Source organism: Foliimonas ilicis (assembly GCF_039939195.1).
In the GTDB taxonomy this organism is placed as follows: Bacteria; Pseudomonadota; Alphaproteobacteria; order Rhizobiales; family Rhizobiaceae; genus Foliimonas; species Foliimonas ilicis.
Window position 1 is genome coordinate 85,695 of sequence record NZ_JBDUUH010000017.1, and the last position, 15,500, is coordinate 101,194.

At 55.6% G+C, this 15,500-nt stretch carries 14 protein-coding genes; 12 read left to right on the forward strand and 2 right to left on the reverse strand.

The features are described from left to right. Positions 1-140: 140 nt before the first annotated feature. Both ABFT80_RS26360 and ABFT80_RS26365 read right to left on the reverse strand, forming a co-directional pair. On the reverse strand, positions 141-617 hold the full coding sequence (locus ABFT80_RS26360; RefSeq protein WP_347974923.1) for a DUF6506 family protein: 477 nt from the start codon (positions 615-617) through the stop codon (positions 141-143). Positions 618-668: 51 nt separating this feature from the next. Then, a complete protein-coding gene (locus ABFT80_RS26365) occupies positions 669-1,685 on the reverse strand; it encodes a helix-turn-helix transcriptional regulator (protein WP_347974924.1) in 1,017 nt (338 codons plus the stop codon). Between the two features lie 202 nt (positions 1,686-1,887). On the opposite strand from ABFT80_RS26365, the gene ABFT80_RS26370 reads away from it, so the two are divergent. The 12 genes from ABFT80_RS26370 to trbH all read left to right on the forward strand — a co-directional run bounded on the left by ABFT80_RS26370 (position 1,888) and on the right by trbH (position 15,492). Beyond that, positions 1,888-4,155 carry a TonB-dependent siderophore receptor gene (locus ABFT80_RS26370; protein ID WP_347974925.1) on the forward strand — a complete coding sequence of 756 codons (2,268 nt, stop codon included), beginning with the start codon at positions 1,888-1,890 and terminating at the stop codon, positions 4,153-4,155. 119 nt (positions 4,156-4,274) lie between these two features. Further along, positions 4,275-5,315 carry an ABC transporter substrate-binding protein gene (locus tag ABFT80_RS26375; RefSeq protein WP_347974926.1) on the forward strand — a complete coding sequence of 347 codons (1,041 nt, stop codon included), beginning with the start codon at positions 4,275-4,277 and terminating at the stop codon, positions 5,313-5,315. A gap of 39 nt (positions 5,316-5,354) precedes the next feature. After that, positions 5,355-6,449: a siderophore-interacting protein gene (locus ABFT80_RS26380; protein ID WP_347974927.1), complete on the forward strand. Its 1,095-nt coding sequence runs from the start codon at positions 5,355-5,357 to the stop codon at positions 6,447-6,449. A 786-nt stretch (positions 6,450-7,235) separates the two neighbouring features. Beyond that, positions 7,236-8,198, forward strand: coding sequence for a P-type conjugative transfer ATPase TrbB (gene trbB / locus ABFT80_RS26385; protein ID WP_347974928.1), 963 nt, complete (start codon positions 7,236-7,238; stop codon positions 8,196-8,198). Next, entirely contained in the window at positions 8,188-8,589 is a 402-nt protein-coding gene (locus ABFT80_RS26390; protein ID WP_347974929.1) for a TrbC/VirB2 family protein, read from the forward strand. The genes trbB and ABFT80_RS26390 overlap by 11 nt, the downstream gene beginning before the upstream one ends. Continuing rightward, complete coding sequence (locus tag ABFT80_RS26395) at positions 8,582-8,881, forward strand: conjugal transfer protein TrbD (protein ID WP_347974930.1); 300 nt, start codon at positions 8,582-8,584, stop codon at positions 8,879-8,881. The genes ABFT80_RS26390 and ABFT80_RS26395 overlap by 8 nt, the downstream gene beginning before the upstream one ends. 10 nt (positions 8,882-8,891) lie before the next feature. Then, on the forward strand, positions 8,892-11,348 hold the full coding sequence (locus ABFT80_RS26400; protein WP_347974931.1) for a conjugal transfer protein TrbE: 2,457 nt from the start codon (positions 8,892-8,894) through the stop codon (positions 11,346-11,348). Further along, on the forward strand, positions 11,320-12,141 hold the full coding sequence (trbJ, locus tag ABFT80_RS26405; protein WP_347974932.1) for a P-type conjugative transfer protein TrbJ: 822 nt from the start codon (positions 11,320-11,322) through the stop codon (positions 12,139-12,141). Before ABFT80_RS26400 ends, trbJ begins: the two co-directional genes overlap by 29 nt. Positions 12,142-12,307: 166 nt before the next feature. After that, positions 12,308-13,498 (forward strand): P-type conjugative transfer protein TrbL, encoded by a 1,191-nt coding sequence (trbL, locus tag ABFT80_RS26410; RefSeq protein ID WP_347974933.1) that lies wholly within the window; start codon positions 12,308-12,310, stop codon positions 13,496-13,498. 17 nt (positions 13,499-13,515) lie between these two features. Next, positions 13,516-14,178, forward strand: a complete 663-nt coding sequence (locus ABFT80_RS26415) for a conjugal transfer protein TrbF (protein ID WP_347974934.1) — start codon at positions 13,516-13,518, stop codon at positions 14,176-14,178. Between the two features lie 16 nt (positions 14,179-14,194). Further along, the gene (trbG, locus tag ABFT80_RS26420; protein WP_455190015.1) at positions 14,195-15,040 is read left to right on the forward strand and encodes a P-type conjugative transfer protein TrbG; all 846 of its coding nucleotides are present in this window, start codon (positions 14,195-14,197) and stop codon (positions 15,038-15,040) included. Continuing rightward, positions 15,037-15,492: a conjugal transfer protein TrbH gene (trbH, locus tag ABFT80_RS26425; protein ID WP_347974935.1), complete on the forward strand. Its 456-nt coding sequence runs from the start codon at positions 15,037-15,039 to the stop codon at positions 15,490-15,492. Before trbG ends, trbH begins: the two co-directional genes overlap by 4 nt. The last annotated feature ends 8 nt before the right edge of the window (positions 15,493-15,500 follow it).

Consider the following 15,500-nt stretch of genomic DNA (forward strand, 5'->3'; position numbering starts at 1 on the left):
TTCGATCAGTTGACGTTAAAAAAATCCCACTTCGCTAACTTCGAAATGCTGCCTCCAATCTATCTCGTCCGCTAGAAATACCAAGATACGATATGACATTCAAACATGTAGTCTGTTCGCATTCTAACGGTGGATGAATATTAGGTGCTGACCGTACCGTGGTCGTTAGGCGCGAATTTTTCCTTATACGCAGCGGCCTGTGTGATGGAATCGATTCCGAAACTGACAGTGCCGACTGCCGCCTTTCCGCCCGCCGCTCTGAAAACCTTAGCGCCAGCTTCGAGGTTGAAGCCCCCACAAAGTTCAATCAACTCGGTTCCCTGTGCTGCAAGTTCTGCCGCTACGCTCACCGCAGTCTCCACGGAGGGAGCAAAAACGATCGTAAGCCGCTCGTGAGCGGATTCGCGGACGATCCGATCCGCTTCAGGATCGGCATTCTCCCATAGTAGAATGGTTGCCCAGATATTCATTGCTTTTTCCTTCCGACGGTTTTTCAAACGGCCAATCGCTGGAGATCTGCCCTTAGGGATGTCTTGCCTCTCAAGGAACTCTAAGCCGCGCTGCCGATCATCGGGAGTGAGGAAAATTGTATCGGATTGATCACCTAAATCGATCAAATTTGTCGCAAGCCCCGGGGTTCATCAATTGGGTTTTACTCTCGCTCGGCTTTACCGTTTCAGTATTAGCGCTCGCGGCGTCACACCGAATTGCCGCCTGAATGCGGTTGCGAAATTCGCCGGGTTTGAATAGCCGGCGATTGCGCTGGCGTCCTGAACGCTCGTCTCGCCGGACCGCAGGGCTTTAAAGGCGCTGTCCAAGCGGCGCAGACGAACATACTCGAAAACGCTATGGCCTTCCGACATTCGGAAAAGACGCTGCAATCCGCTGGCACTGATGCCGGATTTGCGCGCAATCATCTCGACGCTCAAACGCTCGGTAAGGTTTGCCGCGATCAAATCCTTGGCGCGGCTGAGGCGTATCGTTTCCTGACGCTGAAGAATGCCGCTGCCTTCGCCGCGACGATCTGCATGCATGACGGCGGAGATCGTCTCGGCGACGATTTCGACGGCGCGCCCTTCAAGATAAAGATTGCGCAATGCGGGCGCGAAGGCCGACGGCGTAACGATTTGGCGGACCAGCTCGATGACGCGCGGCGTCAGCGTCCAGCGGTGGTCGGCGAGGTTGTCCTTGAACAGTCTGGCCGCAAGGCGCTCGTCGCCGACTTCCTCCAAGGCTTCGAGATTGAGCCATTCGGGGGTCGCCGAAACAACGAGGTGGCGAACGTGCTGATTGCCGACGGATGCCCTCTCGAAGCTTTCGGAACCTGCGCTCATGATTGCAGCGCCTTTTATCGCGCCGCGTTGATTGCCTTTGAATTCAAAGCGGCGGTCCCCGATCTTGAGATCGATTTCGCCATCCAGAAAAAAGACGCAGGACAATTCCTCGCGCTGGCTGGACGTTACCGTGAATGGACGCTCCTCGATGGCATCGCTGACGTGAAGGAAAAGGCCCTGGCGCAGTTCCTGATGCAGAAATTCGCCTTCGATCAGGGTGTCATCCATCGAGAGACGATCGTCGCGGCTGTCGATGACGATGCCATCGTTGCGCATGAAATCGCGAACCCGCACGCGCTTGCCGCGACCCTGGTTCAAGCCATCATCATGCGCGCCCGAAGACGAGCTCATCCTTCATGCCTTTCCAGTTTTGCGGGCGACTGTACTTGCTCACGCATCGAGCGGTGAGCGCTACGATCGCGTGGCCAGGAAATTTGGCTGGCTTGCAAATGTTTTTGATCGTCACGCAAAGGTCCTGACGTTGTCAGCAATACCATGTTGCCGTACTCACTAGTTTAACTTGATGACAAAAGTCAAGTTTACGGGGTGAATCATGAACTGGTTTGGGGCAGAGACGATTTTGCGGGGCACAGGCATTTTGCGGAGGCATTCACTGGCGGGTTCCAAGGGGCATTCCCTGCTGCTGGCATCCACGATAATTTGTGGCTTTTACGGCGTGATTGCTTCGCCGGCCTATGCGCAGCAAGCTGAGCCGAGCGACACCACGCTTGGCGAAGTCGTTGTGGAAGGAGAAGGCACTGGCGGTGCAGGTACGGGAATCGTAGCGAAGCGCAGCAAAGCCGCTTCAAAGACCAACACTTCCATTCTGGAAACGCCGCAGGCGGTGAGTGTCGTTACCCGCGATCAGATGGACGCGCAGGGTGCCAACACGGTCGCCGAAGCGCTGCGCTATACGCCCGGCGTGTTCGCCGACCCAAATGGCTACGACATTCGCTATGACTGGCTGAATATTCGCGGCTTTAATTCGTATGGCACGATGTGGCTGGACGGGCTCGCAGTTGCGGGCGATCCACTCAATTATTCGACGCCGAGCATCAATTCCTATGCGCTTGAGCGGATCGAGGTGATCAAGGGTCCGGCGTCCGTGCTTTATGGGCGGACCGTGCCCGGCGGTCTGGTCAATCAGGTCAGCAAGCGCCCGCAGACGACGCCGCATCGCGAAGTCTCGCTGCAGACTAGCGGTTTTGGAGGCATTCAGGGTGCATTCGACGCGACTGGTCCGCTGACGGAAGACGGTGTCTGGTCGTATCGCGTGACTGGCCTTGCCAAAAATATGAACACGCAGGTCGATCATGAGCGTGATCGTCAGCTCATGATCGCGCCGAGCTTGACCTGGAGCCCGACTGCCCAGACGTCGCTGACGCTTTACGGCTATTACCAGCACGACAATCCGGTGTTCAATCCGCGCTTCTATCCGGCAATCGGAACGTTGCTGCCCAACCCGGCAGGGCAGATACCGCGCGACGTGTTCCTCGGCGACCCGGATTGGGGCGGTTTCAAGCGCGATTATTATCATGCCGGCTATGAATTCGAACATGACTTCAACGAAAGCTGGACCGTCCGCCAGAACTTGCGATATGGGCGCTCGGATCAGAATATGGATCTGGTGCTGGTCAATCCGGCATTCTCGTTTTCAGGCACGCCGGGCAGTGTGCTGGACCGCGTGACCGCGATATCCGACGATTGGACGTCGACTTTTGCCGTCGACACGCAGGCGGAAGCAAAATTCCAGACCGGCGCGCTCGACCACACGCTGCTGTTCGGCCTCGATTATACACGCGGCGTTTCCAGCACGAATTTCGGCAACACCGGATGGGGCGTGATGGTGCCTGGCATCGACTATCTCGATCCGGTCTACGGGCTCGACTTCCCGGTCGCTCCAATAACTGCTTCGGGCCTGCAAAAGCAGAATCAGGTCGGTCTCTATGTGCAGGATCAGGTGCGTTATGGCGGGCTAATAGGCACGTTCGGCCTGCGCTACGACATGTCAGAGATCGATACCAACAACCGGCTGACCGGTGCGCCGACCATCACTACAAGCGACAATGCGCTAACGGGACGCGCAGGCCTGACCTATCTCTTCGACAATGGTCTTGCGCCATATATCAGCTATTCGACGGGCTTCCTGCCTGTGCTCGGAACCGATCCGACAGGCACGCCATTCGAGGCGACGACCACGGACCAGTTCGAAGTAGGCATGAAATACGAGCCGGTTGGCGGTCTCGGGTTGATCAGCCTTTCGCTGTTCCAGTTGACGCAGGACAATGCGTTGACCCCGGCTCTCGGCGAGTTCATGGCGCGGCCAAGCCAGTTCGTTCAGGGCGGAAAGCAGCGCGTGCGCGGCCTCGAAATCGAGGGTAAATACGAACTGACCCCGGAAATCAGCATGCTGGCGGCATATGCCTATTCGAAGTCGAAGGTTCTGAGTTCCAACAGCCCGTTTGACCTTGGTCGTGAAATGCTGCGGCTGCCGGAGCATCAGGGAAGCATCTGGGCAATCTATACGCCCGACAGCGTGCCGGGTCTGGCACTGAGTGCAGGTGTGCGTGCAACGTCTTCCTATCAGACCGACATCACCTATTTGGACGAGTTGCGCATTCCGGCGCGCGCGCTGGTCGATATCGGTGCCGAGTATGATTTCGGCGGGATCAAAAAGGAATTCGAAGGCACCAAGCTGCGCGTGAACGTCACCAATCTGTTCGACAAGAAATACGTTTCGCACTGCCTCAACATGACTGGCGGTAGCTGCAACTACGGTGCAGGCCGCGCGATTACGGCAAATCTGAAATACACATGGTGACGGATCTGTATCGTCTATTGAGAAAAGGGGCCGCCAGATTATCGGCGGCCCTATGCCGTTTGACGCTTTGCGCGCTTCTGATGGTGAGCACTGTCGCTGGCGCATGCGCAGAAATCGTGATGACCGACGCCGTAGGGCGTGAGGTGCATCTTGCAGCACCTGCAACGCGCATCGTGACCAATGAAAGCCTTCTGCTCATCTCGCTTGCGCTGATCGATCCGGATCCTATTGCGAAAATCGCCGGCTGGGCCGCGCCGCGCCGTATCGACCGCGGCATGTATGAAACGTTCCGCAAGCGCTTCCCGGATATTGACGCTATTCCCGAAGTCGGCGGCGTAGTGCCTTCTGCCGTGTCTGTCGAATCGATCCTGAGTGCAAACCCTGATCTCTTCGTCGTCAGCCTCTGGCAGCCTGGTTGGGAATCGGCGACGCAAACGCTGGAAGCGGCGGGTGTGCCGGTGATCTTTCTGGACGGTCCAGAAAACGACGAGCGCGGGCCGGCCGAGGCGACGGCGTTTTCCATCAAGCTTCTTGGACAAGCTATAGGCCGCGAAACGCAGGCCGTTGAATTCGCCTTCTTCGTGGAAGAACGTTACCGGTCAGTGGCCGAGCGACTGGAAGGCGTGACGGAGCGCCCGGATGTGATTATCGATGCACATGCAGGCACATCTTGTTGCGCAACGCCCGGTTCGGACAATCGCATCACGCAATATATGGAACTTGCTGGCGGGCACAGTATCGGAGCTGACAGTGTGCCCGGATATGATGGCCAGTTGAGCGCTGAATATGTTCTGGGCGTCGATCCGCAAGTTTACATCGCCACGGGCATATCACGCCCTGGAACGCAGGGCGGGTTGGTGGTCGGCGGCGGCATCGACGAAAAAACCTCGCACGATTCACTGAGGCGCGTCGTCAGCAGCAATTTTCTGGGTGAGCTTACCGCCGTTAGCGAGGGGCGGACATTCGGTGTCTCGCATCAGCTTTCGATCTCGGCGCTTAGCGTGCTCGTGCTCGAATGTTTTGCGAAATGGATGCATCCCGACCTGTTTTCCGACCTCGATCCGGCGGACACGCTTGCTGAGATAAACCGCCGTTTCATGGCTCTTCCGCTCGAAGGCACATTCTGGGTCGGCCTCTCGGACGCCCCAACGCAGCCGTGATTTCGAACAAAGCCAAAAAGAATTAGACGGAGTTTCAGTGTGAAGGAATTTGTCGCGCACGCACGCATTGCACTTGCCGATCCACAGGCGGTTATCGCGCCTTTCTGCGAGCATATGATTGAGCATGGCGCGGATGTGGAGGAGCTTGACGGAACGCATGTCGTTCGGTTTGCCAATTCGCGGGCGCGCTTTTCGCGCGAGGCTGAGATGATGCGCGTCGATGCTGCCGCTGCGAGCCTCGAGGACCTTTATTTTCTCCGGCTGACGGTGGCTTCCCACATCGTTGAATTTGCCGAAGGCCAAACGCCGGAAATTTTATGGACCGGCGACGGCGGCGATTTCATACGGCCGCCAAATTTCCAGATTCTGGAAGTCGTCGCCTGCCGGGATGTCACGTCTCACATGCGCCGCATCACGCTTTCAGGCGAGGATGTTGCTCGGTTTGCCACAATGAACGCGCTGCATCTCAATATACTGGTTCAGCACCCGGAGCTGACCGCGCCGCAATGGCCGAGCGTTGGCGAAAACGGAATGGTCAAGTGGGAAGACCCGGAGCGCCGTCCGTCATTCCGCAAATATACGATACGTTCGCTCGACATTGCTGCCGGTACGCTCGACATCGATTTCGTCATTCATGCGGATGCAGGACCGGGGTCGGCCTTCGCGGAAAAAGCAAAGCCGGGCGATCATGTGGGTATTGTCGGTCCGGGCGGGGGAGGGCTGGTCGAGGCAGACTGGTATCTCTTTGCAGGCGATGAAACCGCACTTCCGGCCATAGGCCGCATGATGGAAAACCTGCCTGAAAACGCGCGCGGGAAGGCTTTCATCGAGGTTGCCGACGAAGGTGAGATTCAGCAGCTCGATTCCAGGGCGGACATCGAGGTCGAATGGCTTTTCCGTGACGTGGCGAAAGCAGGTACGTCGGATTTGCTTGCAGATGCCGTTCGTAGGGCGGATTTCCCGAAAGACGGATCATCCGTTTACGTTTGGGCGGGTTGCGAATTCGAAGCCTTCAGTGCAATCCGGGCATATCTCCGTAAGGAGCACGGTCTCAAGAAGCACGAACATCTTGTGGTCTCATACTGGCGTCGTGACAAAAGCGAATACGAGGCGTTGAATAGCTCGGAAGCGTGAAACCAGTCATGCGCGCAGAAGCGCATTAAGACAGCTAATCCGTTCAAAGTGAGCAAATCGATAATCTAAGGACTCAAGACAGACCACCGGAGACCACTAGAGGCTCTGGGCCTTTGCCTTCCGCATGCAGTTTTTTCAGTTTGTTGGGGCTGATACCGAGGCAATACTCAGCTTCTGCCATATAGAGCCGCCGCAGCGTTTTTTTGCGCGTCAGGGGAAATCGCTCGATCTACAATTGATTGAGCTTGCACGAAACACCGCGCCTCGCATCAATATCTTGTCGTCGAACTCAAACGACGGAAGCGTCAAGATTCAACCTGCCCTATCGAGAAATAGCGGCAATTCCTCCAAATTGAGCCACAGCGCTATTGTGTGCGATTTCGGACCTGAGAGAAGAAGAATAGGTTCATCTGAGGCTCTCTATAGCACAATCTCGAGGTCGCGCTCCAATACCCGCGACTCAATCTTATATCTTTCAATCAAGAGGTTAGAGATTTTCGGGAAGCCTTTTAGGTTACTGAAAGAGCTAGCACGTTTGCCAGTGCATTGTTCTTCAAACTGGCAATTTGGGGCCATTGACGAGCACTCCGAGCGGTAAGAACGGGGAATCACTAACAAATTTGCCAGTGGGCGGCGTCGGCTGCCCCGTGTTCAGTTGTTTCGAGTGAATACTGTTGGAGATGAAGCACGTGGGATTTGGCAGCATTAACAATTTTGGAACTCTGAACTGGGTTTTCGGAAACCGGCGGTTTGCAAAACAACAGAGATTGAGCTGAGACGCGTAACGTGCAGCTTCAGTCTCGTCCTCGCTTGATCCGGAAACTTCAAGAAGCATTCGGCGGTCAGCTTTGTCTCGCGCTCGAAGATCCCACGGTGATAGAGATAATGCTCAATCCTGATGGGCAGTTATTTATTGAAAGGCTCGGCAATCCTGCAATGCTCGCTGGCGAGATGAGTACCTCGGCGGCCGAAATCGTCATTGGAAGCGTTGCCCACGCGATGCTTTCAGAGGCTGACAAAGAACATCCGATAGTGTCTGGCGAGCTACCAATTGGCGGTCATCGGTTCGAGGGATTGCTTCCTCCGATCGTCTCCGGCCCAGCTTTCACAATTCGCAGGCGCGCGTCAAACTTAATTCCGCTCGATGCGTATGTCTCGACGAAAATGATGACGCACAACCAGGCTCAAATCATCCGCAGTGCGATCTTGTCGCGATTGAATATCGTCGTTTCAGGCGGGACGGGGTCAGGAAAAACAACCCTTGCTAACGCCTTGATCTCCGAGATCGTCCAGACGGTGCCGGACCATCGTCTCCTCATTCTCGAAGATACGGCTGAGATCCAGTGTGCCGCCAAAAACTCTGTTGTGCTGCACACCAGCGGAGACGTCGATATGACACGCCTTTTGAAGAGCACCATGCGGCTTCGTCCAGACAGAATTATTGTTGGAGAAGTACGTGACGGAGCAGCGCTAACGCTGCTGAAGGCGTGGAACACAGGCCATCCCGGAGGTGTGACGACGATCCATTCCAACACGGCATATTCTGCCCTGCGCCGCCTCGAACAGCTCACGGCAGAAGTTAGCCAGCAGCCGATGCGTGAAGTCATAGGCGAAGCGGTTGGCTTAGTAGTGTCGATAGAGCGAACGTCTAGCGGGCGTTGTGTACGCGATGTCATCCATGTCTACCGCTTTGATGGTTCGATCTACCAGACGTTTCCGCAGATTGCCGAGGACCGCCATGTCTCATAGTCAACCTCCGTTCAGCGTCTGTGTCTTGGCGCTCCCCATTTCAATGGCTCTGATAATTCCTGCATTCGCAGCTAGCGGGGGCGGCCTGCCATGGGAAGCTCCACTTGAGCAGATCCAACAATCAATCACCGGCCCGGTGGCGGGATTTATCGCACTCACAGCCGTCGCAGTCGCGGGTGGCATGTTGATATTTGGTGGTGAGCTCAACGATTTTGCACGTCGACTTATGTACATCGTGCTCGTCGCAGGCATTTTGCTCGGTGCCACGCAAATCGTAGCGCTTTTTGGAGCAACCGGAGCTTCGGTTGGTAATTTCGACGACAAACCCCAACTGTCTGAGACCCTTGCAGATCTCCGGTGGGTCTCGAGAGCGGAGGGGGTTTGTGGCTAAGTCAGGAACTCACCTCCACAGATCGCGCATACATCGAGCTTTGTCGAGGCCCAACCTCATTCTGGGCGCGGATCGCGAGCTTGTGCTTCTGTCAGGCCTGGCGGCTTTGATCCTCATTTTCGTCGTGCTCACCTGGTATGCGGCGCTTCTTGGCATCACCCTGTGGCTGGTTGCGTTGACAGCACTTCGCATCATGGCGAAGGGCGACCCAATGATGCGCCGCGTTTACATCCGCCATATTTCGTACAAGCCATACTACCGGGCAACTTCTACGCCCTGGCGGCAATTCTAGGGCCTGGATTATGGTCGCGCTTCACTCATTTCGCCATTCAGGACCTTCGTTCTCAGATCTAGTTCCCTACGCTGGCTTGGTTGCCGATGGCGTCATTCTTTTAAAAGACGGGTCGCTCATGGCAGGCTGGTACTTTGCAGGGCCAGATAGCGAGAGTTCCACTGATGCAGAGCGCAATGAAATAAGCCGGCAAATTAACGGAATTCTGTGCAGGCTCGGTTCGGACTGGATGATTCAGGTTGAAGCAGTACGAACACCGGTCCTTGATTACCCTTCAAAAGATCTGTCTCATTTTCCTGACCCGGTCACCAGTGCCATCGACATGGAGAGGCGAGAACATTTTGGCCGAGAGGCCGGCCACTTCGAAAGCAACCATGCTCTCATATTGACCTACCGCCCACCGGAAAAGCGTCGTTCGGGTTTGACCCGTTATGTGTATTCCGACGCAAGCAGCCGCTCGGCATCTTACGCCGATATCGCACTCAAGACTTTCGACACGGCTGTCCGTGAGGTCGAGCAGTACCTCGCCAACGTGGTGTCTATACGACGTATGGTGACACGGAATGTCGAGGAGAGGGCTGGGCTACGAACTGCGCGCTACGATGAGCTTTTTCAATTCATCCGTTTCTGCATCACCGGCCAAAATCATCCGGTTCGCCTGCCGGACATTCCAATGTATCTGGACTGGTTGGCAACCGCTGAACTGCAACATGGGATGACACCAACGGTTGAGAACCGGTTTCTCGGCATTGTAGCGATTGACGGGCTTCCAGCGGAAAGTTGGCCCGGCATACTGAACTCTCTTGATCTAATGCCGCTGACATATCGCTGGTCGTCCCGCTTTATCTTCCTTGATGAACAAGAGGCCCGGGAGAAGCTGCAGCGGACAAGAAAGAAATGGCAGCAAAAGGTTCGGCCGTTTCTGGATCAGTTATTCCAGACTCAGTCGCGCGCCGTGGATCAGGATGCCATGATGATGGTGACCGAAACCGAAGACGCAATTGCCGAAGCCTCGTCGCAGCTTGTCGCCTATGGCTTTTACACACCGGTCATCGTCATTTTCGACGAGGATCGATCAAAGCTTCAACAGAACTGTGAGGCGATACGGCGCTTGGTCCAGGCGGAAGGGTTTGGCGCTCGCATCGAAGCATTGAACGCGACGGACGCGTTTCTCGGCTCGCTGCCGGGCAACTGGTACGCGAACGTTCGCGAGCCTCTGATCAACACACGCAACCTTGCTGACCTCATCCCGCTAAACTCGGTGTGGTCAGGAAGCCCTGTCGCGCCTTGCCCGCTTTATATGACTGGTTCGCCGCCCTTACTGCAGGTCGCGTCCGGTTCTACGCCGTTTCGATTTAATCTTCATGTTGACGATGTTGGCCACACACTAGTTTTCGGACCTACCGGCTCAGGCAAGTCGACGCTGCTGTCATTTATTGCCGCGCAGTTCAGACGTTACAAAAATTCTCAGATATTTGCATTCGACAAAGGTCGGTCGATGCTGCCGCTGACCTTGGCGGTCGGTGGTGACCACTATGAAATTGGAAGTGATGCAGGAGACAGGGCCGACGCACTCGCTTTTTGTCCGCTTGCAGATCTCGCGACAGAGACGGATCGCGCTTGGGCTTCAGAATGGATAGAGACGCTGCTGTCCCTGCAAGGCGTTACGATCACGCCAGACTATCGCAATGCCATTTCCCGTCAAATAACCTTGATGAGCGATATTCGTGGACGCTCGCTTTCCGATTTCGTTTCGGGTGTGCAAATGCGCCAGGTAAAAGAGGCCCTCCATCACTACACGGTCGATGGACCAATGGGTCAGTTGCTTGACGCGGAAGAAGACGGACTTCTGCTAGGCACGTTCCAGACATTTGAAGTAGAGGAATTGATGAATATGGGCGAGCGCACCCTCGTTCCTGTTCTAACCTATTTGTTCCGGCGAATAGAAAAGCGGCTGACCGGCGCTCCCAGCCTGATTATTCTGGACGAGGCGTGGCTCATGCTCGGGCACCCTGTGTTTCGCGCCAAGATCAGGGAATGGCTAAAGGTACTTCGGAAAGCCAATTGCGCTGTACTTCTTGCTACCCAATCGATCTCGGATGCTGAACGCTCCGGTATCATCGATGTATTGAAGGAAAGTTGTCCAACCAAAGTCTGTTTGCCAAATGGCGCAGCCCGGGACGCGGGCACGCGCGAGTTCTACGAGCGGATCGGCTTTAACGAGCGGCAGATTGAAATTGTCGCTTCGGCTTTACCGAAGCGTGAGTATTACGTTTCATCTCCACAAGGGCGAAGGCTGTTCGATATGTCGCTTGGACCGGTTGCGCTCTCTTTCGTGGGAGCGTCGAGCAAGGAAGACCTGACTGAAATCCGCGCATTGCATTCCAGGCATGGCGATGGCTGGCCCGTCAAATGGCTCCAAAAGAGAGGGATAATGCATGCCGAAAAGCTACTTCCAGGTCTCTAACATCGCGCGCGGCGGTTGCGTCACGACTGTCGGTGCTTTGTTTGTATCGTTGGCTCTGAATATAACACCAGCCCGGGCAGGTGGTGTTACGGGTCAGGCCACGGAATGGACGCAGCTTGCCAACAACGTTGAGCTGATAAGCCTTGTGGGAAAGTCATCCGAGCAGGTCGCCAATCAGATCAAGCAAATCACTCAGCTCGCCGAGCAGATTCAGAACCAACTCAACATCTACAGCAACCTTCTGCAGAATACCGCGCAGCTTCCCAACCACGTCTGGGGGGAGGTCCAGAATGATCTGAGCCGACTGCAGAACATCGTCGCGCAAGGTCAAGGCGTCGCATTTTCGATGGGCAATGTCGATGACGTACTGAAGCAGCGTTTTCAGAGTTTTTCCGAGATGAAAAGCAATCTCCCAGACGGTGGAAGCTTTTCGACTACTTACCAAAACTGGTCAGACACCAATCGCGACACGATTGCCGGTACGTTGAAAGCTGCAAATCTCACTGCGGATCTCTTTTCGGACGAAGAAACGACGATGACCTCATTGCGGTCGCTTTCAGAAAGTGCAGACGGCCAGATGAAGGCCTTGCAAGTTGGCCATCAGATCGCCGCCCAGCAAGTTGCGCAAATGCAGAAACTTCGCGGACTCGTCTCTCAACAAATAACAATGATGGGAACTTGGTATCACTCCGAGCAAGCGCACAAAGATCTTGCGCAGGCTCGTCGAGAGCATTTTTTCGATGCGCCGATAAGAGATATACCGAGCGGCCAGAAAATGGAGCCGCGCTGGTGAGCCGCCGTGTCCTTATCGCTTTGGCGTTTGGCTGCCTGATTGGCTTTTCAAGTGGAATTGCAGTCTGCGCCGTTCAACGCGCGACCGAAATGAAAGAGCGGCGCGAGAGGTTCTTTGGCGCGGATACGCCGCGTGACATTCCGAAAGGGCAGGAGATGCGCCCACGATGGTGACAATGAAAGGTTCCCGATTACTCGAAGCTGCCTTCCTCATCGTAGCCCTTCTGCTCTTGGCCGGCGCGCCTGCATTCGCTCAACAGGGAGCAGTGTTGACAACGTTGGAGAACGAAGTTGTGACGGCCGCTCGCGGGTGGGAAACGACAGTCATGAATGCCGCTCGTTCGCTGTTCTGGATCCTTGCCGGGATTGAAATCGGGATAGCGGCCGTGTGGCTTGCAATCAACGCGGCTTCACTCGACAGCTGGTTTGCCGAGCTGGTGCGGCGCATCATGTTTATAGGTCTCTTCGCGTTCATTCTTGACCAGGGACCTGCGTTTGCCAAAGCAATCGTGGACAGCCTTTTTCAAATAGGGGCGAGCGGCGGGTCTGCGTCGCCTGCAGAAATCTTCGACGCCGGAATCCGTGTTGCTTCCAAAATGTCAGAGCAGGCCAAGTTTGGCCTATGGGAGGACAATGCGTTAGCGATTGCCGCCGTGTTCGCGATGATCGTCGTGGTTGTCGCATTCAGCCTGGTCGCGGCGATCTTTGTGGCGGTGATGGTCGAGATGTATGTCGGCTTGCTCGCGGGCATGATCATGCTTGGCCTGGGTGGTTCGTCTTTTACGAAGGACTTTGCCATCCGGTATCTGGTCTACGCGTTTTCGGTCGGCATGAAGCTGATGGCGCTGGTTATGATCTCCAAGATAGGCGCCGACGTCCTGACCGGACTGGCAGAAGCCTCTACTGCCACGTCAGACCAATTTGTTACCACGCTGGCTATCGCCGGCATTTCGGTCGTGGTCTTCGTCATTGCAATGTACGTACCGCCCATCCTGCAAGGAGTCGTTCAAGGTGCCTCCGTTGCAGGTGGGATGGAAGCTATCCGCCATGGGGGGCAAGCTGCAACCTTCGCGGCCGGCGGCGCCTTCCTTGGCGCGAGTGCCGCTGTGACGGGAGCGTCGAGCGCGAATTCAGCACGCGCAAGCGGCTCCTCTATAGCGGGCACTTCACTTCGCGGGTTAGCTTCCGGGATGGGAGCCGCTGCATGGGCGGTTGGATCTGCCGCCAAAGAGAAGGCCATCGCGTCCCCAGGCGCTTACGCGGGATCATTGATGGGTCTTGCCAATGCCAAGCTTGATCAAACGCGTTCGTCGCATGCGTCAGCACCTCCTCCGCCACCGCTTAAGGAAACCAATTAACTGGAGACGTCTCTTGCATGTCAGCGCGCACCCCACCGGAAAATCCTTATTTGGCAGCACGTCAAGAATGGAATGAACGCTATGGATCTTACGTAAAGGCTACGGCTGCATGGCGCATCGTCGGTGTCACGGGGATGACGATGGCAGTAATCGGCTTCTCCTACGCGCTGTTTCAAAGCACCCAGGTGAAACTTGTGCCCTACATCGTTGAAGTCGATAAACTTGGGATGTCCGCCAATGCCGGATTTCCTCAGCAGATCGAATACTCCGATCCCCGCGTAGTGCGCGCTTCGCTCGGTAGCTTCGTTTCGCACTTCAGGAGCGTCACGCCAGATGCAGTTGTCCAGAAGCAGTATATCGATCGCACTTACGCGCTTTTGAGAACTTCAGACCCCGCGACGGAGAAGATCAATGCGTGGTTTCGCTCAAATTCTCCATTCGATAAAGCGCGAAACGCGACCGTCGCGATTGAGGTCAACAGCATCGTCGCGCTGTCGAGCCAATCATATCAGATTGACTGGACGGAGTTTGAGCGAGACCGGCAGGGCAAAGAGACTGCCGTGCGAAATTTCCGTGGCATCGCAACCGTCACGCTTACGCCGCCCCAGGACGAGCGTGTTATCCGCCTAAATCCTATCGGTCTTTATCTGCGCGACTTCGACTGGATCGCTCAGCTCTGAAAAGGATAATCCTCATATGATTCCAAGAATTCCAGCTCCCAAGACGACGATGATCGCGGCCATCGCCAGCTTGGTCTACGCGTCGCCTATCAATCATACGTATGGGCTTGCAAATGGATTGAGCGGCAAGGAGGCGAAGGGTGCCCGCATTTCCGATGAGTGGCGCGAAAGGCGTGGGTTGGTCACAAAAGGGCCGGACGGCAAAGTGATTTTCCTTTTCGGCGAGGTCCAGCCTTCTGTCGTCTGCTCGCCATTGCAGGTATGCGACATTGAACTTCAATCTGGCGAGGCAGTGCGCGACGTCCTGATCGGCGACACGGTGCGCTGGAAAGTAGAGCCAGCAACGTCCGGCGACGCTGGTGGCCAGAAGATCCACCTTATCGTGAAGCCATCCGAGCCCGGCTTGGTCACCTCGATGGTCGTTACAACGTCTCGGCGTACTTATCATATTCAACTGAAATCACACCGCAGCGAATACATGGCGCGCGTTGGTTTCGAATATGTCGAGGATGTTTCGGCCAAGTTGGCTGATGTGAATGCACGGCTTGAAGCAAAAATTATCCCGGGCGCTGGCGTTCCGGCAGAGCAGCTTAACTTCTCCTATTCGATTTCGGGAAAAGCACGCTGGCGACCAACGCGGGTCTACTCGGACGGACAAAAGACCTACATCCAGTTCCCTCGCCTAATTAGCGGCCAGGATGCCCCGGTGTTGTTTGTTGTGTCGGGTGGGCAAAACCGTGTCGTGAACTACCGCATGCGCAACGACATGATGGTTGTCGACTACAATGTCGATCGTGCGATCCTCGTATCCGGAGTTGGTTCGAGACAAGAAAAAGTAGCAATCAGGAGGGCAGGGCGATGATTTACATCTGCCATCGACTTCCAATTGCCATCGTTTTGCTGTCGACGTCGATATTGGCTGGCTGTCAAACTCTCGGTGGCGATGCATCTCTGACCAGCTACGCTCCATCAGACATCTCCCAGCCGGCAGCAGAATCCATCGCTGGTGATATGGTCAGCCGCCTGGCAGAGCAGTTTGGCCCCGGATCCGCGACAATCGCAGTAAAACAGGACGGATCACTGTTCGGGGATGCTTTGGGTGCTGCGTTGAAAGGGTGGGGGTATGCGGTGGTCACAGACCAGAAGACCGACGCCACTGTCCGCGTGGTGCCACTGTCTTACGTAATTTCCCCATTCGAAGATCAGATATTGGCACAGCTCTCAAGCGACAGTTTCAGCATTGGCCGCGCGTACACTTTGAGCGCTGCAGGTGCTGTGCCTGCAAGCCCGATTTCAATTATGAGCCGCGACTAGGAGAAATT